17 protein-coding genes and 1 riboswitch are annotated in these 19,139 nt (G+C 46.6%); of the genes, 7 read left to right on the plus strand and 10 right to left on the minus strand.

From position 1 onward, the window contains the following. Positions 1 to 24: 24 nt before the first annotated feature. Complete coding sequence (locus GJB61_RS20250) at positions 25 to 2,898, minus strand: 2-oxoglutarate dehydrogenase E1 component (protein ID WP_154120845.1); 2,874 nt, start codon at positions 2,896 to 2,898, stop codon at positions 25 to 27. A gap of 396 nt (positions 2,899 to 3,294) precedes the next feature. Then, a riboswitch (cyclic di-GMP riboswitch) is annotated at positions 3,295 to 3,379 on the plus strand. A 27-nt stretch (positions 3,380 to 3,406) separates the two neighbouring features. On the opposite strand from GJB61_RS20250, the gene GJB61_RS20255 reads away from it, so the two are divergent. Next, on the plus strand, positions 3,407 to 3,562 hold the full coding sequence (locus GJB61_RS20255; RefSeq protein WP_229522110.1) for an anti-repressor SinI family protein: 156 nt from the start codon (positions 3,407 to 3,409) through the stop codon (positions 3,560 to 3,562). A gap of 109 nt (positions 3,563 to 3,671) precedes the next feature. Here the strand turns inward: GJB61_RS20255 and GJB61_RS20260 are convergent, their stop codons facing one another. The 9 genes from GJB61_RS20260 to GJB61_RS20300 all read right to left on the minus strand — a co-directional run bounded on the left by GJB61_RS20260 (position 3,672) and on the right by GJB61_RS20300 (position 13,060). After that, on the minus strand, positions 3,672 to 4,001 hold the full coding sequence (locus tag GJB61_RS20260; protein WP_154120950.1) for a helix-turn-helix domain-containing protein: 330 nt from the start codon (positions 3,999 to 4,001) through the stop codon (positions 3,672 to 3,674). 180 nt (positions 4,002 to 4,181) lie between these two features. Then, the gene (locus GJB61_RS20265) at positions 4,182 to 4,796 is read right to left on the minus strand and encodes a TasA family protein (RefSeq protein ID WP_154120846.1); all 615 of its coding nucleotides are present in this window, start codon (positions 4,794 to 4,796) and stop codon (positions 4,182 to 4,184) included. An 88-nt stretch (positions 4,797 to 4,884) separates the two neighbouring features. Next, positions 4,885 to 5,472, minus strand: a complete 588-nt coding sequence (sipW, locus tag GJB61_RS20270; RefSeq protein WP_154120847.1) for a signal peptidase I SipW — start codon at positions 5,470 to 5,472, stop codon at positions 4,885 to 4,887. 1 nt (position 5,473) lies between these two features. Beyond that, complete coding sequence (locus GJB61_RS20275; protein WP_154120848.1) at positions 5,474 to 6,631, minus strand: hypothetical protein; 1,158 nt, start codon at positions 6,629 to 6,631, stop codon at positions 5,474 to 5,476. A 368-nt stretch (positions 6,632 to 6,999) separates the two neighbouring features. Next, positions 7,000 to 7,977: an aldo/keto reductase gene (locus GJB61_RS20280; protein WP_420819761.1), complete on the minus strand. Its 978-nt coding sequence runs from the start codon at positions 7,975 to 7,977 to the stop codon at positions 7,000 to 7,002. 91 nt (positions 7,978 to 8,068) lie between these two features. Beyond that, the gene (locus tag GJB61_RS20285; protein WP_154120850.1) at positions 8,069 to 8,635 is read right to left on the minus strand and encodes a PadR family transcriptional regulator; all 567 of its coding nucleotides are present in this window, start codon (positions 8,633 to 8,635) and stop codon (positions 8,069 to 8,071) included. 2 nt (positions 8,636 to 8,637) lie between these two features. Further along, positions 8,638 to 10,161: an MDR family MFS transporter gene (locus GJB61_RS20290; RefSeq protein ID WP_154120851.1), complete on the minus strand. Its 1,524-nt coding sequence runs from the start codon at positions 10,159 to 10,161 to the stop codon at positions 8,638 to 8,640. Positions 10,162 to 10,368: 207 nt separating this feature from the next. Beyond that, positions 10,369 to 12,207, minus strand: a complete 1,839-nt coding sequence (locus GJB61_RS20295; RefSeq protein ID WP_154120852.1) for a bifunctional diguanylate cyclase/phosphohydrolase — start codon at positions 12,205 to 12,207, stop codon at positions 10,369 to 10,371. Positions 12,208 to 12,472: 265 nt separating this feature from the next. Next, complete coding sequence (locus GJB61_RS20300; protein WP_154120853.1) at positions 12,473 to 13,060, minus strand: DUF5317 domain-containing protein; 588 nt, start codon at positions 13,058 to 13,060, stop codon at positions 12,473 to 12,475. Between the two features lie 180 nt (positions 13,061 to 13,240). On the opposite strand from GJB61_RS20300, the gene GJB61_RS20305 reads away from it, so the two are divergent. The 6 genes from GJB61_RS20305 (at position 13,241) to GJB61_RS20330 (ending at position 19,127) form a co-directional block, all read left to right on the plus strand. Then, positions 13,241 to 13,576, plus strand: coding sequence for a metal-sensitive transcriptional regulator (locus tag GJB61_RS20305; protein ID WP_154120854.1), 336 nt, complete (start codon positions 13,241 to 13,243; stop codon positions 13,574 to 13,576). A 10-nt stretch (positions 13,577 to 13,586) separates the two neighbouring features. Then, a complete protein-coding gene (locus GJB61_RS20310; protein WP_154120951.1) occupies positions 13,587 to 13,787 on the plus strand; it encodes a copper ion binding protein in 201 nt (66 codons plus the stop codon). A 116-nt stretch (positions 13,788 to 13,903) separates the two neighbouring features. After that, a complete protein-coding gene (locus GJB61_RS20315) occupies positions 13,904 to 16,360 on the plus strand; it encodes a heavy metal translocating P-type ATPase (protein ID WP_154120855.1) in 2,457 nt (818 codons plus the stop codon). 22 nt (positions 16,361 to 16,382) lie between these two features. Next, positions 16,383 to 17,129 (plus strand): oxygen-insensitive NADPH nitroreductase, encoded by a 747-nt coding sequence (gene nfsA, locus GJB61_RS20320; protein ID WP_154120856.1) that lies wholly within the window; start codon positions 16,383 to 16,385, stop codon positions 17,127 to 17,129. Between the two features lie 231 nt (positions 17,130 to 17,360). Further along, complete coding sequence (locus GJB61_RS20325) at positions 17,361 to 18,227, plus strand: carbohydrate ABC transporter permease (protein WP_154120952.1); 867 nt, start codon at positions 17,361 to 17,363, stop codon at positions 18,225 to 18,227. Between the two features lie 42 nt (positions 18,228 to 18,269). Beyond that, positions 18,270 to 19,127: a carbohydrate ABC transporter permease gene (locus GJB61_RS20330; protein ID WP_154120953.1), complete on the plus strand. Its 858-nt coding sequence runs from the start codon at positions 18,270 to 18,272 to the stop codon at positions 19,125 to 19,127. The last annotated feature ends 12 nt before the right edge of the window (positions 19,128 to 19,139 follow it).

A 19,139-nucleotide genomic window follows, 5' to 3' on the forward strand; every position in this document is an offset into this window, starting at 1 on the left:
TATGCTATCGTGACACCGTCCTGCTTAAGAGGACGGCACAGCCGCTTGCACTTGTGAATTTAATTTTAGGGCTTCTCTAACAATTCTCCGCTGTTCAAAAGCATGAACATCGGCGTAACCGCTGGCCGGGCTGGAGCGTTCCGGACGGCCAATATACTGAACAGTTGTATTCTCTGGAGCTATAGCCCGTAGTCGGGGCTCTGTATAGCTCCAAGCACCCATATTCTTTGGTTCTTCCTGCACCCAGACAATTTCCTGTAGGGAGTGGAAGGAGCTAAAGTGTGCATTAAGCTCCTTTTCCGGGAAGGGGTAGAGCTGCTCCAGCCGGAGGATATGCAGCCAGGACCAATCTTGGCTACTGGAAGCCTCAAGTTCGGTCTGCAGGTCAACGGCAACCTTGCCGCTGCACACAACTACACGTTGCACCTCGCCGGGCTTCTTGCCAAGAAGCGGTTCTGGCAGTACGTTCTGGAATTGACCTAAAGCCAGCTCGGTTCCGGAAGATGTGCTGCGCGGATTACGAATAAGACTCTTCGGTGTCATAACAACCAGCGGCCGGGCATTTCCTTGTCCACATAACGCTGCTTGACGGCGCAGCAGATGGAAATATTGGGCTGCGCTAGTCAGGTTGGCGACGGTCCAGTTCTCCTCTGCGGATAACTGCAAGTAGCGTTCAAGTCTACCACTGGAGTGCTCTGGACCCTGTCCTTCGTAGCCATGGGGCAGCAGGATGACCAGATTGCTGCGCTGTGTCCATTTGGCACGACCGGCAGCAATGAACTGGTCAATAATGACCTGCGCAGCATTGGCGAAATCGCCGTATTGCGCTTCCCAGATGACGAAGGTTTCGGGTGCGAATACATTATATCCGTACTCATAGCCAAGCACCGAGGCTTCTGACAATGGGCTGTTGTACACACCAAAGGAAGCACGGGATTCACTTAGCTGATGCAGTGGGGTTAATAACGCTCCTGTTTCACTGTCATGCAGCACCAGATGCCGGTGAGCGAAAGTGCCGCGTTGTGAATCTTGACCGCTCAGACGAATCGGTGTGCCATCCCGCAGAATGGTCGCGAACGCCAAAGTCTCAGCCAGAGCCCAATCGACCTTTTCTCCATCGTTCAGTGAATCCTTGCGGCGTTGCAGAATCCGCTCCAGCTTTGGATAGACTTGGAATCCGTCAGGAACGCTCAACAATTCTCGGTTAATCTGCTGCAGCGTGTTGAGGGCTACGGCCGTGGAACGCGTACTTGAGCTTGAACTATCAACTGGCAGGGGAACAGAGGTCTTCGCTTCTGCGTTCTTCTGTTTACCTTCCTTCATTTTATCATAAGCCTGTTGTAATACACTTTCTGCTGCGATGTTCATATTCTGAACATCTTCAGCGGTGACGATCTTTTCATTCTGCAGCCGATCAGCGTATATCTTGTAAACCGTAGGGTGATTACGCACCTTGCCATAAACGATAGGCTGAGTGGTTTCTGGATCATCCATTTCATTGTGGCCGTGACGGCGGTAGCCGATGAGATCAATAACAAAATCCTTCTTAAACATGCTGCGATATGCACCTGCCAGCCGAATAGCAGCTACACAGGCTTCCGGATCATCGGCATTGACATGCACAATTGGAATTTCATACCCTTTGGCCAGGTCACTGGCGTAATGCGTGGACCTAGAGTCCTCGCTTTCCGTAGTAAAGCCAATCCGGTTATTAACGATAATATGGATCGTACCACCGTTCTTATAACCCTGCAGCTTGCCAATATTCAACGTTTCGGCGACAATCCCTTCACCTGGAAAGGCTGCATCCCCGTGCATCAGCACGGCTATGGCTTTATTCGTATCTAGCTTTGGCAGTCCTGGTGTACTGCGGTCTTCCTGAGCTGCGCGGGTAAAGCCCTCCACGACAGGATTGACGAATTCCAGATGACTTGGGTTATTCGATAGAGTCAGACGAGTCCGGACCGTTTCTCCCTCACGGACGGCGCGATCGGCACCAAGATGATACTTCACATCTCCAGTCCAGCCATAGTTAATCCCCATAGACCCTTCGGAAGGGAATAGTTCTTTGTTCGGAGAGTGGTGGAATTCCGAAAAAATAATATCATAAGGCTTGCCCAAAATATGGGCCAGCACGCTCAGACGTCCGCGATGGGCCATGCCCATCAGGATATTCTCTGCACCGTCATGCGCCGCTGCACGGACAATTTCATCCAGCATCGGAACAAGCGCATCATTGCCTTCCAGACTGAAGCGTTTCTGGCCGACGAATGTTTTATGCAGGAAGGTCTCAAATTGCTCTACCTGAATAAGGCGTCGCAGCAGTTCCTTGCGTTCGGTGCTATTCAGGGGTGCCGGCGAGCTTGCCGACTCCGCTTGCCGATTCAGCCAGCTCAGCTCCCGTTCATCGTGGACATGCCCGAATTCATACGCAATAGTTTGCGTATAGACTTGGCGCATCCGGTGAACGGCATCCCAGCCGGTAAGAACATCTGCTGGTGCATTTTCCCAGATCAAGGTGGCAGGCAATGCCATGAGGTCCTCACGGGTTAATTCGTAAGTCGCAGGATTAAGCCATTTCTCCATAGGATTATGATCACGTTCGAGCGGGTCAATATCAGCGGCCATATGGCCATATATACGAATATTGGCGATTAGCTTGGAGGCTCTGACTGCTTTTTTTAGCCATGCGGGATCGCCCGAAATAACCGCCGGTGGTACCTGCTCGGTGGCAGGTGCCAGGGGAGGGGGCCCCGAAATTGTAAAAAGCTCGCGGTAATTAATTTCAACAGATAATGGATCATTCGCAAACTGTTCATATTTTTCTTGGATATAGCCCAAATTGGGTCCGTAATACTTACTCCAAATGGATTCGTTATAGGGCTCTTTAACTGCCATGAATACATCCTCCTAACGGATGAACTCCACATCCGGTCACTTTAGTGCCGGCGCTGATCGGAGCTGCGATGATTGCGGTTTCATTCCTCATCCTATTGTGCTACTTTCAGCGCGTGTAATCAATTCATACTTTCGTCCAATCCGTTCGCAAAGCGGTATGGTTCGCTCATATCCAACAATTCTACAGCAAATCTAGGCTTTTTCAATTCTATATTCGAAATGTTGATTTTAGGACAGGGTTCCGTCAAAATAGGAGTTTTAATTTTCTGTTTTCGCAGTAAAAATAATCCAGAAGTCGACACATTTTTCTTCTGAATTATTATATAATGTTATTGCGTAATGTTGTTACGGATAACAGCTTAATCAGTTTCTAGCCAGATCCTTTCATGTAAAGGGTCCAGTAAAGGGTAAACCTGCTGAAAGGCAGGGGCACAAAGTCTCGGATCTAAGGTAGGAATACTAAGATGGCCGGACTGCCTGGGGACGCAAAATCTTAGGAGGAGATTTCTTGGATAAGTCCAACCAGGGGAAAAACGGAGAACTGCAGACAGTTGATTTGGATCTGGAATGGGTACATTTGTTACTAACGGCTAAGAAGGCAGGCATCAAGGCTGAAGAAATTCGTCGGTTTTTCGATGAAAAGGCTTTACGTGTTATGCAGTAGAGTTATTTAAACAAATGTTACATACAGAAAGAAGCACAGCGACACGTCGCTGTGCTTCTTTCTGTATGATCAGAGTGTGGAAGATGCAACCTCAAGCAGGCAAGGTTCATTAATCCTTCTGATCCAAGCGCCATTTCTGATAATCCAGAAATTCCTTGAATTCCCGTTTGCTTATACCTGAGGCCATAGCTTCCTGCACCAGTCGAAACCATTCTGAATCTAGAGGGGAATCCTCGGCATCCGTTGGCTCGCCATAAAGCAGAGCATGAATAGAAACCTGAAGCGCATCGGCGATTTTTTCAATGAATTGGATAGAGGGGTTGGATTGAATATTTCTCTCAACATTACTTAAGTATGATTTCGCCACATCGGCCTTGTCCGCAAGTTCGGATAAGGATAAATTCTTCTCCAGTCGGAGCTGGTGAATGCGGCCTCCCATATTATCTGGCACAATACAACGCTCCTCCGTACTTTTTGTTAATAGTATAACAAATTTCCGTAAAACGGACAAAGACGATTGTGATTACTTGTTTGTTGATAATGTGCTAGAAAGCAGCCTATTCTACTCCATAGGGGAGTCAGAATAGGCTGCTATAAGGTAAGCTAGTAGGTTATTGGATTAATAGTCTTTTTTAGGGCCTTGTTTTGCTACAAATTCCCAAGTCAATTTCAATTTATCCTGTTGGAAATAGTTCTGAGCTTCATTAGTATTCACAAATTCGAATTTGACCGAGAAGCTGTCAGCTGTGTGCGCCTTAATACCGTCAGGTTCAGTAAAGAGTTGATCCAGGAATGATCCAGTATTATCCACGAGATCTGGTGTTTGGCTCTTTAAAGCAGCCAATGTTGTTTCGTATACTACATCTTCTGGTGAAAGAACAGTTCCCTTGTCGTTGTTTCTAAGGAATTTAACCTTAATGAAGTTATTCAAGTCGACCCCGTTGTTGTCGCCAAGCGTATCCGTGACTTCTGTAGTGGTTTTCAGTAGAATAGAGCCAATATCAAGGGTTCCATCATTTTTGAGCTTGAAATTCTTCAACACTGTATCGCCAGGCTTCAGGTTGGAGATATCCACGATAACGGAAGGATCAGAATTCAGATCCAGTGTACCTGCTGCAAAGGTTGCCGTACTTGACGTAGTGTCACTAAAGTAAGCGAAAGTACCCCCGCCGATTAAAGATAAACCTAATGCCGCCGATGCAACGCCAAGACCCAGTGTTTTTTTGATACCCATAACAAAATTCCTCCTCAGTTTTTTTAGGTTATTTGTATAAACTGCATATATTGTATCTTCCGGTTCGTAAGCGGAAGGGGACAATCGGTTATTGCTGCGTATCTGTTGCGGGTGGTGCAGGAGTAATTACATTATTCTTTTTCTCCAACGCAGCCACTGCCTTCCAAGATGTGAACAGTGCGTATATCAGGAGCAGCAAGCCGGGTAAGATCATCAGCAGCACACTGCCGGCTTTGGAGATCGCGAAATTCATGGCATAGCCCACATAAGGAACCGTTATTCCGGTATATTGGGCAATAACATTTGCAGAATTGACAGGTGTCAGATCAGGAGCATCGTTGTTATCGCCTTTTGTAGTATAAGTAGCTTCACCTGTAGAGCTATTAACTGTCGCTTCTACAATGCGGTGGGTAATCAGAATGTTATCTTCGTTCATATAAGTGATGACATCGCCCTTCTTGAAGCGGTTCATATCACCGTTGGGTTTTAAGGCGACAATAGAGCCGGTCTGAATACCAGGTTCCATGGAGCCGGAAAGTACGGTTTTGATCTGATATCCGAAGAAGGCAGGTTCGCCACCAGAGGCTTTGGATAAGACGACGGCAACCACCAGCAGGAAAAAAACTAGAAACATAATAGTAGATAATGTGTTGCTGATTATTTTTTTGATTCGCATGTTATTCTCCACCTTTGTCATTTTGAGGGTCCGAAGGAGCTACCGGCGCCTCAGTTGGTTCTGGTATTGGAGCATCTGTTAATGGCTTCTCCTGAGGTTGTACTTCCTCGGGACTATCCTTCGAAATAGTTGGGTCTTCGGCACTTTCCGGATTGACGGGTTCAATGGCAGGTTCTTCAGGCTCATTAATTTCTTCCGGAGCTGTTTCTGCCAGCTTAGCTTCTTCTTCAGCCTTAGCCTTGTCTTCGGCCTCTTGCTGCTGCTTTTTCTCCAGTGCCAGCTGTTCTTCTTCTTTCTTCGCTTTCTCCAGTGCCTCCAAACGGGCTACCTCGATTTCTTCAAACCGCTTACTGCGGGTTTGGCTGATAAGCTGCTGTTGATTCTCAAGGTTGGTGATTCCAGAAGTGGCAGTATCTCTAAAACTATTCATTTCTGTATTCCAACTCTCATAAGTTGAAATCAATTCACTGGAAATATTACCTTCTGGCGGGTTTAATGTACCCAGGAACGGAAAGGGCTGCAGCAGATCTCCTGTGTACACTTCCATCTGCTGGTAAACTGCATCGATAACTCCATATGAAATAGGGGAGTTGATATCGTTAATCGTAGTCAGATATTGGATAATTCCATATACAGAAGCTTTCAAGGATGTAGACAGCACCTCTTCGTTTTGGCTAAGGTTGCTCTGCAGTTGATTGAAGAACTGCTTCTCCCTAATTTCCAGACAATTAGGCGCCAAATTGTTGATATAGCCTCCAATTGGGACCAATACAGCGGCGGCGGCATTTAGCTCGGTGTTGATCTCATTCCAAATTTGATTGTTGGCAGCCAATTGCTCGTTAACAATTTCAATATTGGAATGTAGGGATGCTATTTGCCTAGAGACTTCTTGCTCCGCAATTTCAAGTTCTTCCAGCGACATGCCCTCTATGCCTGAAACACCAGAGAGGCCATCTGAAGAGATGTAGTTTTTTAGGGACGCCTTTAAAGTTACGGCCTTATTCACGTGTTCATTGAACTGAACGAGTAGTTGTTCAATGGAATCTGGAAAGACTTCACAAAGGCCGATAACGTTGTTGGTTTGGACAGTGTCATTAAAATCGCCGTAAGTACTGCCAATCTGTTGCGATGTAAGTAGAAATAGGACGGAAATTGCCATGCCTGATTGTAAGGTGATTAAAGCGATTTTTTTTCTTCTGGGTCTTTGTCTTGCTGATCTTGGTCTCAGAGGAAATCCCTCCCCTCAATATCTTGTTTGCAGATCGATTCGTTATTTTCGTTCTTTATTAAGAACGATTCCTGTAATGGAATCATACATTTAATAATAAAAAAAGAAAAATGCCAATTAAGCGCATTTGTACGTTATAAAGAACGAAATGCTGATATTTCCTTCGAATATCTTTTAATATCGCTTGCTTTTAAATAATAAATTCTTAATAAAGAACGAACGTCAGGCTGATGGCAAAAAAATAACCGACTGCGCAAGGCGCAAGCCAGTTACATGTGGACTATTGATGTTTTGTTCACTTAGGGCAACCGCTCACCACGTGAGCTGACATACAGGTCGTACCATTCCTTACGAGTGAGTTCCAGCTTGGGTGCATCGGCACAAGCCACAATTCGCTGCGGATTTACTGTCCCGATTACAGGCTGGATTGCTGCGGGATGGGTCATTAGCCAGGATAGGACGATGGCTTCGGGTGTCGTTCCTTTTTCCTCGGCAAGGCCTTTGACCATAGCCGCCGTGTTCACGACACTCTCCGGTTGATCTTCAAGACTTCGTCCACTGAATACACCTTGGGCGAGCGGGCCCCAGGCTTGCAGCTGGATATTTTCCATGCGGCAATGCTCAATCGTACCTTCCGGAAAAGTGATATCTTTCCATTGTTCACGGTTGACGCTTAAGACAGCATCGAGCCAGCTAATTTTGGCCAGACTCATATGAAGCTGGTTTACGATAAAAGGTTCATCACAATATGCCTGCAACAGCTTGATTTGGGCTGCGCTCATGTTGGAGACGCCGAAATGGCGCACCTTCCCGGCTGCCTTGAGCTTATGCAGCGCAGCGGCTACTTCTTCCGGGTCCATTAAAGGATCGGGGCGGTGCAGCAACAGAATATCGATATATTCCGTTCCCAGTCGTGACAAAATACCGTCCAGGCTATTTATAATATGCTCGCCTGAGAAGTCGAACACATTGGAGCTGTCACCTGGCTCCATTAGCTTAATGCCACATTTGGATTGAAGAATGATTTCCTCACGAAGTCCCGGACGCTCTTTAAAGATCTGGCCGAATACCTTCTCGGCTTTGCCGCGGGTATAGATATCGGCATGGTCGAACATATTGATGCCAATAGACAGAGCAGCATCTACAGCCTCATGTCCTTGTTTAATGTTCTCAGCGGTAATTGGCTCGTGATCCCAACCTCCGCCAAGCCCCATACAGCCTAAGGCTAGGCGGCTGGCTGGAATTCCACGCTTGTTTAGCGGTAACGTTCGCAGCAATAATATCCCTCCGTGAATATGAAATGGCAGATCCAAGAATAGTGTACACTTTTGGGGCGTTAGCATGCTCATTAAACAACAAAAGAGGCCCTTAGGCCTCTAAATGCAGGGGTGTTCCAATGTCACTCTGCTTGCGTGCGGCTACGTCCTCGTATAGGCGTTTCAGCCACCTTAGCTCAGTGAGACTGTGTTCGTATCTGCCGTACATAAGATGAAGTACTGAACGGGGGACAATGGATATATGCTCCTCATAAACCTGGTAAGCCAGATTGACTTGATGCTCCGATTCCCGGATGCGTTCCTCCAGCAGCTTCTCAACCTTGCTCTGGTCGATATGGTGGGACATCGCCAGCGCCATATAGAGTGGGTGGTAGATCGGTTCGTTTTTTTTAATCTGCTGCAGAATAAGCTGCTCGAATAAAGCTTTACCTTTGTCCGTAATCCTGTAGATCGTCTTATCCGGCCGATCACTGCTGCGGATGATTTCTACAGCTTCAATGTGGTCTTCTTGTGCTAGCTTATCCACGGCATAGTAGAGTGAACCCATCTGGAGCTTGGTAATCTGATCCATCGAGCGTTCTTTCATGACGAGCGTAATTTCATAGGGATGCATGTCCCGTTCCAGAAGAAGACCGAGAATAACCAGCTTTATAGACATGGTCAGCTACTTTTTTGCGCCGCTGTCTGCGGAGCTTTGCTTGGAATGAGAAGACGATCTTTCGGCATCAGATATACGACAATCAGAGCCAGCACAGCAGGAATCAATGCCCACAGAAAGGTATGTGCGATAGAGGTGGATAACGCACTGGATATTTTCTCAAGTACCGGAGCTGGAATCTGTGCCCTTGCGTCTGGTGTCAGTGCGGCGCGCGGATCACCGAACGAGGCAGCTTGTTCACTACCACCAAAGGCATCGCTTAGGCTGCTGGTAAAGCTATTACGCTGAATAATACCGAATATGGTAATACCCAGAGTCATGCCCAGGGAGCGCATAAAGGTGCTGGTAGAAGTAGCTGCGCCGCGCTGGCGCATCTCGAAATTATGAATCGAAGACATACTAAACACAGAGAACGAGAAGCCCACACCAAATCCGGTCAATGCCATAAAGGCATTGAGGAACAGGCGGGAAGTATCGGGTGTCAATGTGCTTAGGCTGTATACTCCGGCTACAAAGCAGACAGCAGACAATAGCATAATGTTGCGGAAGCTTGTCTTGGTAGTGAGTAAGCCGCCAGCCTGGCTGCCAATCACCGTGCCGATCATCATGGGCATCAGGATAAGCCCGGAGTTGGTTGCAGATCCGCCAAACACACCCTGGACAAAGATAGGAATATAAATGGTTGCCACAATAAACGCGGAGCCATAGAATAAGCTGGCTACGCTGCTCGTGGCGAACAATCGCTTGCGGAACATGGCGAATGAGATAATGGGTTCAGACGCCGTTCTCTCAATGAAGATGAATGCAAGTAGCAATACTGCAAAGCCTGCGAACAAGCCAAGAATTACTGAGGAATCCCAGGCATATTTATTGCCGCCAAGCTCGAGTGCAAACATTAGGCAGATCACAGAAGTTACAAGTGTAAAGGCTCCGCCCCAGTCAATCCGTTGTTTGGAGTGCTCAATGGATTCTTTGTAAGACATGGCAATCAGGATGAAGGCGACAATCCCAAGTGGCAGGTTGATATAGAATACCCACTGCCAGCCTACGTATTCGGTGATGTAGGCTCCGAGTAGAGGACCTAATACACTGGAGATCCCGAAGACAGCACCGAATAGGCCGGTCAGCTTCCCTCTTTTCTCAGCTGGGAAGATATCAAATACGATGGTAAAGGCAATTGGCATCAGTGCGCCGCCGCCGACACCTTGAATGGCCCGATAAATACTTAGCTGTGTAATACTCTGCGCAGTTCCGCATAAGGCAGAGCCAATCAGAAAGACGATCAGTCCGAACATGAAGAAACGCTTGCGCCCGTACATATCGGATAGCTTGCCGAAGATGGGAGTCCCCGCCATCACCATTACCATATAGGCAGAGGTGACCCAGACGATTTTGTCCAGCCCGCCAAGGTCGGAGACGATAGTGCCCATAGCTGAAGCTACAATGGTATTGTCCATAGCGGACATCAATATACCAAGCAGCAGGCCGACAACTACGAGCTTTAAGTTACTTTCTTTAGAATGCATGCTTAGCAGGCTCCTTGTCTTATTATCCATGAGATCAATCTAATGGAATCCTTTTTGTTTGTAGCAGAATTTGATTATACTCAAATTTGAGTAGGGTGACAATAGTTTATTTTTGAAAGTTCACAGAAAAAAACCGCCGGGGAACCCGTGGCTTAGAGGGAATTGCTATGCAATTAGGAACCAGCCTGACTGGCTCCTTCTTCTGCATTAGAGGACAATTTCGCTATGCTGTGGTTCCCTGGAGTCAATATAGCCAATAAAAAGTTCCGTCAACTTGGGATCGAACTGGCTTCCGGCACAGGCGCGTAGCTCAATAATGGCCTCTGCAATTGTTTTGGTCGGTTGGTAGGGTCGTTCTGTAGTCATAGCATCAAAAGAATCAATAACTGTCAGCATCCGGCACAGATACGGAATCTCTTCACCTTTGAATCCATAAGGATAACCTTTACCATCATATCTTTCGTGATGCAGCTCGATATAAGGCGCCAAATCTTTATATTTATCATTGGTGAGCGCCATTTTCTTGCCCCAGGTCACATGCCATTTGACCATCTCCCATTCCTCAGGCTCAAGCTTACCCTTCTTATTAAGGATGCCCCAAGGAATCTCCAACTTGCCGATGTCATGAATTAACGCTCCTAGTGTAAACTGCCGTTTGGTGAGAGTGTCCAGTTCCAGCAGGTCACTGATATCCATCGCGTACCGGAAGACCCGTTTGGAATGGCGAAAGGTTTCCATATCTTTATACATAAACAGGTTCAGCTGTTGCTCAATATCGCGCACGTCCTGGCTAAAATCAATTTCCTGTTCCAGCGGGGAATGGGCACCATAGATATGTACCGTATTTTTACCTTGTTTCTTAGAATAATACAGTGCCTGATCCGCTTGATCTACAAGCTGGGACTTATCATGAATATCGCTGCTGCAGGAGGCAACCCCTGCGGAAAAGGCCAGACACCCAAGCGGGAAGATCTCAACCCCTGTAAAGCGGCTGTTATTCAGTTTTTTGCGCAGCAGGTCAATGTAGGCCCGGGCCTGCTGGCTATCGTAATCAGGCATAAGCAGTGTGAATTCTTCACCGCCATAACGTGCGGCAATCGTGCCAGATTTGAGCGATTCACTTCTTAGGGTCTCACCGACAAAAGCGATCAGCTTGTCCCCTTGAAGATGTCCGAAATGATCATTATATTTCTTGAAGTCATCGAGATCAATCATGGCAAGGGATAGCGTGGTGCCTGAATCCTTCGATTTCTGGATTTCCTGTTCCAATATCTCTTCAAAGTAGCTATGGTTAAACAAGCCTGTCCGTTGGTCTGTGTTGGCCCGCTCCTCAATGTTGCGGTACATGGCGAACAGTCTTTTGAATGAATAACAGAGAAGTGTGCTCAGGCAAAGAAATAGTACAAGACCCAAGAAGCTATTATGGACGATTAACACAGTGGATATCAAAGAAAGAACCAGTGTACAAAGATAAACGATAACGGAATCCTTTAGGATGTCTTTTATTGTCTCAAAGAGAGTGCCTTTGTATAAAATATAATAATATAGACCGATTAAGAAGGTATTGCTGACAAAATAAACGGCGAGCGTCAACAGGTAAGCTGTTAATTTGTCATTTAGCAATGGGCCGGGCAGTCCTCCAAGGACGTCAAACGTAAAGGAAGAAACACAGATCATAACCGTGTAAATTGAAAAATTAGTGAGATGCTTCCACCAGCTTGTACTGCGATCAAAAAAGTAGAAGATTAGACAATTTAATGCGAGAATAGTCAAGGTATAAGAACCGCCGAATACAAAGATACAAGCTAAATATACTGCTGACTCCATGGTTTGCTCGTTACCTTCTGGAGGGAGTTGAACTAAGGAGAAGGTTAGAATCAAACTAGCCCCTGTAAGGGCATAGACCCAAACCCAGGATGAAGTAGAATAGTGCAAAAACTCAAATTTGTTGATGTACCCGAACAGAAGTATTCCTAAAATACTTATGATAAATGCATACATATGTCCTGAATTAAACCAGACTGTAAGCGATCTAAGCTTTGACATAATTACCCCTCTTTACTAACAAAATGTGCCTGTGTACATAATAATGGTTTTAGGGATAAATGAATAGTGATATTACAAAGGAGCAGGCATAATTACCCTGCTCCTAGGTATTGGGGGTTAGATTTAATGTCCTCCGATTCTGTAACCCGAAGAAAGTGCAATAATAACGGAAGCTACAATAATTGCATTGACCGCAAGACGAGAGTAGCGGATGCCTTCCAATTTCTTTTTCACGTGATCGCCTCCTTCGTTTATAAATTGCGGTCTAACCCTGTACTTCAGGCTGAGAGTTAGGATTAAGCTTAACCGGCACCATAACTTGCAGGATATACAGGAAGATTCCCACATTCATCACTACATCCCCAATGCTGATAGCCTGGGTACGTGGGTAAGGGCTGGACAGAGGAATAATATCACCGAGAAAGGGCAGACGCGTCGAAGAAATTAATAAAAAATGCTTCGTTACCACATCGCCACTTTGCAGCATCTTGAGATAAATCGGGTCCAAGACAGATGCAGCTTCAAAGGATACTGGCATTCTTCCTCCGTTGACAAGCATGACCAAGAAGTTAAGGAACACACCTGTCATAATCATCCAAAATCCTTTGTTATGCCGGTTCAACCATAAAAAAATCAGCCCTACCGCATACACAGCAGTGAAAATATACCCGCTGGCTGCGGCAACAGTGGACGACCGCTCTTGAATATAATACATAAAAAACTGGAATACCAAGAGAAAGGGGAATATCCAACCTGCTTTGAGACGGATGTTGCTGAATTGGACAAGGCCGTGTTTTAAACCACCCCGAAAGAATCCAATAATTAAGCCAAGAATGATACCATCGTAAACCATACTCGTACCTTCCTTTGTCCAAGATGAGCAATGTATAAATATTCCGTCTTATACATTCTTTCTAAATTCGCTATGGGAAAAAGAACCCCTCTTTTTATGGAAAATTATTTTTTCTTTACATACCCGTGGGGGGTATGATAAACTTGGTTTTGCAGGGATGATATAAGGAGGTATACAACGTTGAAAGAAGATAAGCTGTCTCCTGCATCATGCGATAGCAGTTGTCATACACCCGGAGAACGGAAAAGTCATCATTCGGTAGAATTCAAGAATGGGTTGTCTACCCGCCTAAATCGGATAGAAGGACAGATTCGTGGGGTCAAGGGAATGATTGAACGAGATACGTACTGTGATGATGTACTTAATCAGCTTGCAGCAGTACAAGCCGCACTCAATAGTGTCGGAAGGCTGTTGCTTGAAGGACATATGAAGAGCTGCATCATTGAGCGGATCGAAGCCGGAGAACATGAGGTTATCGACGAGCTGCTGATTACGGTTAATAAATTAATGAGATGAGGGAATAATGATGTCAAACGTTACATTAAATGTAGAAGGAATGTCCTGCGGGCATTGTGTCAGTTCAGTAGAGAAGGCAGTGAGTGGTCTCGGCGCTGCTGCTAAGGTAGATCTGCCGGCTAAGACGGTTGCGGTTGAGTATGATGAGAACAAGATAAGCTTAAGTGCAATTAAAGAAGCTATTGAAGAACAAGGGTATGACGTAGTTTGAGATAAAGCACAATACGAAGGCTTGGAGCGGGGAGTGCCGAAAGGTTCCCAGGGTGGCTCCAATGCCTTTTCTTTTAGAATAGATTATACCCCTTGGGGGTATATGGAGGTATGGAGATGACAGAGAAGACAGCAGTACTAGATCAAAAACAAACAACCCTGCAGATCACGGGCATGACCTGCTCTGCTTGTGCAACGCGAATAGAGAAAGGGCTATCCCGGATGGAGGGAGTCTCGCGCGCCAATGTCAATTTGGCACTGGAGCAAGCATCGGTGAGCTTCGATCCGCAGTTAACCGGACTGCCGCAAATCGAGGTCAAAATTCGTGATCTTGGCTACGACACGCTTAGAGAGTCGGCAGACTTTGATATCACGGGTATGACCTGTGCTGCTTGTTCGGCAAGAATCGAGAAGGTACTGGGACGAATGCCTGGCATAGCTGTAGTGAATGTGAATTTGGCTCTGGAGACCGCTCATGTGGAGTATACGCCAGGAAACATTAATACGCAGGAGATTATGGAGAAGGTAAGCAGCATTGGGTACAAAGCTTCCCTTAAAGAAGACCGTAAGGAAAATGTTGATCAGCGTGCACTTGAGATCCTCCGCAAACGAAATAAGTGGATCATCTCTGCTCTGTTGTCCCTTCCGTTATTATGGGCGATGGCGGGGCATTTCTCCTTTACGTCCTGGATTCCTACGCCGGAGCTGTTAATGAATCCGTGGTTCCAGCTTACTCTGGCAACACCCGTGCAGTTCATTATCGGCTGGCAGTTCTATGTGGGCGCCTATAAAGCCCTTCGCAACGGCAGCGCCAATATGGATGTGCTGGTCGTGCTTGGTACTTCGGCAGCTTACTTATATAGCCTATACCTGACCTTTGATTCCTTACGGATGAACGGGATGAACCATACGGTGGAAATGTACTATGAGACTAGTGCGATTCTGATTACACTCATTTTGCTTGGCAAATGGTTTGAGGCACTTGCAAAAGGGCGTTCCTCCGAGGCGATCAAAAGCCTGATGGGCCTGCAAGCCAAGACGGCCTTGGTCATCCGTGAAGGCACCGAGATTAGCATTCCAATAGAAGAAGTTATTATAGGTGATATTGTGCTGGTTAAGCCAGGTACGAAAATACCTGTGGATGGTGATGTGGTGGAGGGATTATCGTCTGTCGATGAATCTATGCTGACCGGTGAGAGTATCCCCGTGGAGAAGAAGCCGGGAGATTCTGTGATTGGGGCAACGCTGAACAAAAATGGGATGCTGCGGGTCAAAGCCCGTAAAGTAGGCCGTGATACAGCCTTAGCGCAAATCATCAGAGTCGTAGAGGAAGCTCAAGGCTCTAAAGCACCGATTCAACGAATTGCCGATGTGATTTCCGGTATCTTTGTACCGATTGTCGTCGGAATTGCTGTAGTAACCTTTATTGTATGGTATTTCTGGGGCGCGCCAGGCCAATTCGCAGATGCCCTGGAGAAAGCGATCGCCGTACTGGTTATAGCTTGCCCATGTGCGCTAGGACTGGCTACTCCAACCTCAATTATGGCTGGTTCCGGTCGAGCAGCCGAGCTTGGAATCCTGTTCAAGGGCGGAGAGCATCTGGAAGCTGCGCAGGGCATTAAAATTGTGGTGTTGGATAAGACAGGAACGGTAACCAACGGGAAGCCGGTATTGACCGATGTATTAATCACTACGGGAATTGCAGCACAGGGTAAAGAGATTGGTGAGAATCGTCTGTTGTCCATCGCTGCGGCTGCCGAGAAGCTCTCCGAGCATCCACTCGCTGAGGCCATTGTAGCAGGTGCTGCTGCCAGAGGTTTGGTCTTGCCGGAAGCCGAGCAGTTTCATAATGTGCCAGGACGGGGAATTTCGGCTGTTGTAGCCGGTCAGGCTATCAATGTAGGCACACGCCGGATGATGGAAGAGAACGGTATGGACATTTCGGAGTGGACTGCAATCATGAAGGGGCTGGAAAAGGCAGGGAAGACGGCAATGCTGGTAGCGGTTGAGGGTGTAATCGCCGGTGTGGTCGCCGTTGCCGATACGATTAAAGAGACTTCGCGGGCAGCAGTGGCTTCACTTCATGAAATGGGCATTGAAGTAGTGATGATTACTGGAGACAATAAGATTACGGCTCAGGCGATTGCAGACCAAGCCGGAATACGTACCGTACTGGCTGAGGTCCTGCCCGAAGGCAAGGCCGAGGAAGTCCGGAGACTGCAGCGCGGTGGTGTTAAGGTGGCGATGGTTGGCGATGGCATCAATGACGCGCCTGCTCTGGCGACAGCTGATACCGGTATGGCTATCGGTACCGGTACTGATGTAGCGATGGAAGCAGCAGATATTACACTCATGCGGGGCGATTTGAAAAGTATCCCCGATGCGATTCTAATGAGCCGTAAGACGATGCGCAATATTAAGCAGAATTTGTTCTGGGCGCTGGCTTACAATACAATTGGGATACCGATTGCCGCGCTGGGTTTTCTGGCTCCGTGGCTCGCTGGTGCTGCAATGGCGTTCAGCTCCGTATCTGTGGTACTGAATGCGTTGCGACTGCAGCGGGTGAAGCTGTAATCCTAATTGAGGAGTGAATGTTATGAATAACGAGACGATTTCCCTATTAATGAAACATACCTCCGTTCGCCAATTTCAGGACAAACCTGTAAGCGAGGAGCAGCTTGCTGCCATTATTGGAGCAGGTCAGATGGCATCTACCTCCAGTAATGTTCAGGCCTATAGTGTCATTGCGGTAACAGATTCCGCCTTGCAGACAAAGCTTGCTGTCTTAGCAGGCAACCAGCCCTATATTGAGCAATGTCCCATTTTTCTGGTCTGGTGTGCTGATCTCTACCGATTGCGTGAGGTTTCGCAACCCTATGTGCAGGGCGCTGCTACTTATGAGGATTCTACCGAAAATTTCATTGTAGCCACTGTTGATGTGGCGCTAGCCGCCCAGAATGCTGCTATTGCGGCGGAATCGCTGGGGCTAGGCATTGTGTATATCGGTGGTATCCGCAACCGGATTGCTGAGGTATCGGAACTGCTGGGGCTGCCAGAATTGGTGTATCCTTTGTTCGGGATGTGTATAGGTTATCCTGCTGCAACAAATGGTCAACGTCCACGCCTTCCATTGCCGGCTGTTCTGCACCGTAACGGTTACAACGCGGAGACAACCGTAGAACAGGTCAAGGTTTACGATGAAGTAACTACGGATTACTTAAAGGAGCGGACCGGAGGCGCAAGTAGTACTCCATGGTCGGCTTTGATGGCAAAACGGCTGGCGGAGCCGACCCGGCTGCATATGAAGGACTTTTTGCTGAAGAAGGGCTTCTTACAAAAGTAATATTAACGTTGAAGTAGGGTTCGGATATTTGAAGTGCATCCCCTAGAACAGGCATTGGAATAAACCTTTGGTTTATCCAATGCCTTCTAGGGGGTGCATTTTTTTATGCCGTCGTTTAATTCCAATTATGAAATTTAAGGAAAGTTTAATACTTACCCTGCTTCTTTTTAAACAGTTTTTCCTATTCTAAATAAGTGAAGGAGGAAACTGAGGATGATAAAGAAGACAACAATGAAGAAATGGGTCCGTAAAGATGCTTCAGCAGCATTGATGTTTCTCGCACCAAGTGGGGTAGGATTTGCGCTGTTCTACCTTATCCCATTTGCCATGGGAGTGTTCTATTCCTTCATGGACAGTACTGTCGATGGCCATTTTGTGGGGCTGGCTAATTACCGCGAGCTGCTGGCAAGCGATTCCTTTCGAAAGGCGGCATCCAACACTTTTTATTTTAGCGCGATTAGTGTTCCTCTAATGCTTGTGTTGTCGCTAGGTTTTGCGATGCTGCTCAATAAAAATATATATCTTCGAAAATGGTTGCGGACTGCCTATGTGCTGCCGCTTGTCGTTCCAGTGGCCTCCATTATTCTAATCTGGCAGATACTGTTTGATTGGAATGGCTCTCTGAACGCTTGGCTGGGCTACTTTGGATACGAACGTGTGGATTGGATGAAGACCGATGCAGCCCAAAATGTAGTTATTGTCGTTTATTTATGGAAGAACATCGGCTATAACGTAATCTTGTTCTTGGCAGGACTACAGCAAATTCCGAAGGATTATTACGAAACCGCCCAAATTGAAGGTGCAGGACGTTTCCGGCAGTTTGGCAGTATTACCCTTGTCTATCTAACATCTACGATGTTCTTTGTAGTCATCATGTCCATCATTAACTCATTTAAAGTATTTCGAGAGACGTATTTGATCGCAGGTGATTATCCGCAGGACAGTATATACATGATGCAGCACTATATGAACAATATGTTCATGTCATTGGATATTCAGAAACTGACTGCGGCGGCGACCCTGATGGTTGGCTGCATCCTTCTTATCGTTATGGGATTGTTTGCACTTGAACGTCGGCATCGACAGTTCATGGAATAGGGAGTGGGGGAAGTTGTGACAGTTGTGACAGTTGTGAAAATAATGAAAAAAATCGCGTTAACAATCGTCATGGGCGTTATTGGGGTCCTGTTATTATCTCCGATTGTGATCACTTTCACAAACTCGTTTATGACAGAACAGGAAATTAACATCAATTATGGGCCCATAGGGAAAATGAATGAAGCGGCTGCAGGGAGAGCAGATCCTTATGTGAATTTAAAATTGCTGCCGGATCAAGTGACCTTGGAGCAATATGGCAAGGTGTTGGTGGACAGTCCGAGATATTTAAAGATGTTCTGGAATTCGGCATTTTTGGTAGTGCCGATCATCGCAGGACAGACCTTCGTAGCAGCACTGGCTGCGTATGCGTTCTCTAAACTGAAATTTCGCGGCCGAGATCCCTTATTTCTCATCTATGTGTTAACGATGCTTATGCCATTTCAAGTAACGCTAGTCCCCAATTACATTATGGCGGATAAGCTTGGGCTGCTAAATAGTCCGAATGCGATTATTTTACCTGGAATATTCGCAGCTTTTGGTGTATTTATGCTCAGACAGTTCATGCTGGATATTCCATATTCCTACATCGAGGCGGCCAAGATTGATGGAGCCGGACATTTGCGGATTTTCTACAAGATTATTATTCCGATGATCAAACCGGGTCTGGCCGCACTTGTTATCCTCTTATTTGTTGATTATTGGAACATGGTTGAGCAACCGCTTATTTTTCTGGACGATCCGTTCAAACAGCCGCTATCGGTTTATTTATCCAGAATCAATGGTGAGAAGGGGATTGCTTTCGCTGCATCCATGCTTTATATGGCCCCAATGGTGCTGCTGTTTCTGTATGCGGAATCGTATTTCATTGAAGGCATACAGTTGTCTGGCATCAAAGGGTGAATGTTGCGAAGA

This window comes from Paenibacillus monticola (assembly GCF_009664975.1).
Classification (GTDB): Bacteria; Bacillota; Bacilli; order Paenibacillales; family Paenibacillaceae; genus Paenibacillus_AQ; species Paenibacillus_AQ monticola.

Excerpts from the sequence above, each read along its gene's own strand:
- GJB61_RS20250 (WP_154120845.1), bottom strand. The coding sequence starts at position 2,898 with ATGGCAGTTAAAGAGCCCTATAACGAATCCATTTGGAGTAAGTATTAC.
- GJB61_RS20260 (WP_154120950.1), bottom strand. The coding sequence starts at position 4,001 with ATGGGAGGCCGCATTCACCAGCTCCGACTGGAGAAGAATTTATCCTTA.
- GJB61_RS20265 (WP_154120846.1), bottom strand. The coding sequence starts at position 4,796 with ATGGGTATCAAAAAAACACTGGGTCTTGGCGTTGCATCGGCGGCATTA.
- sipW (WP_154120847.1), bottom strand. The coding sequence starts at position 5,472 with ATGCGAATCAAAAAAATAATCAGCAACACATTATCTACTATTATGTTT.
- GJB61_RS20275 (WP_154120848.1), bottom strand. The coding sequence starts at position 6,631 with ATGGCAATTTCCGTCCTATTTCTACTTACATCGCAACAGATTGGCAGT.
- GJB61_RS20285 (WP_154120850.1), bottom strand. The coding sequence starts at position 8,635 with ATGTCTATAAAGCTGGTTATTCTCGGTCTTCTTCTGGAACGGGACATG.
- GJB61_RS20290 (WP_154120851.1), bottom strand. The coding sequence starts at position 10,161 with ATGCATTCTAAAGAAAGTAACTTAAAGCTCGTAGTTGTCGGCCTGCTG.
- GJB61_RS20295 (WP_154120852.1), bottom strand. The coding sequence starts at position 12,207 with ATGTCAAAGCTTAGATCGCTTACAGTCTGGTTTAATTCAGGACATATG.
- GJB61_RS20300 (WP_154120853.1), bottom strand. The coding sequence starts at position 13,060 with ATGGTTTACGATGGTATCATTCTTGGCTTAATTATTGGATTCTTTCGG.
- GJB61_RS20310 (WP_154120951.1), top strand. The coding sequence starts at position 13,587 with ATGTCAAACGTTACATTAAATGTAGAAGGAATGTCCTGCGGGCATTGT.
- GJB61_RS20315 (WP_154120855.1), top strand. The coding sequence starts at position 13,904 with ATGACAGAGAAGACAGCAGTACTAGATCAAAAACAAACAACCCTGCAG.
- nfsA (WP_154120856.1), top strand. The coding sequence starts at position 16,383 with ATGAATAACGAGACGATTTCCCTATTAATGAAACATACCTCCGTTCGC.
- GJB61_RS20325 (WP_154120952.1), top strand. The coding sequence starts at position 17,361 with ATGAAGAAATGGGTCCGTAAAGATGCTTCAGCAGCATTGATGTTTCTC.
- GJB61_RS20330 (WP_154120953.1), top strand. The coding sequence starts at position 18,270 with ATGAAAAAAATCGCGTTAACAATCGTCATGGGCGTTATTGGGGTCCTG.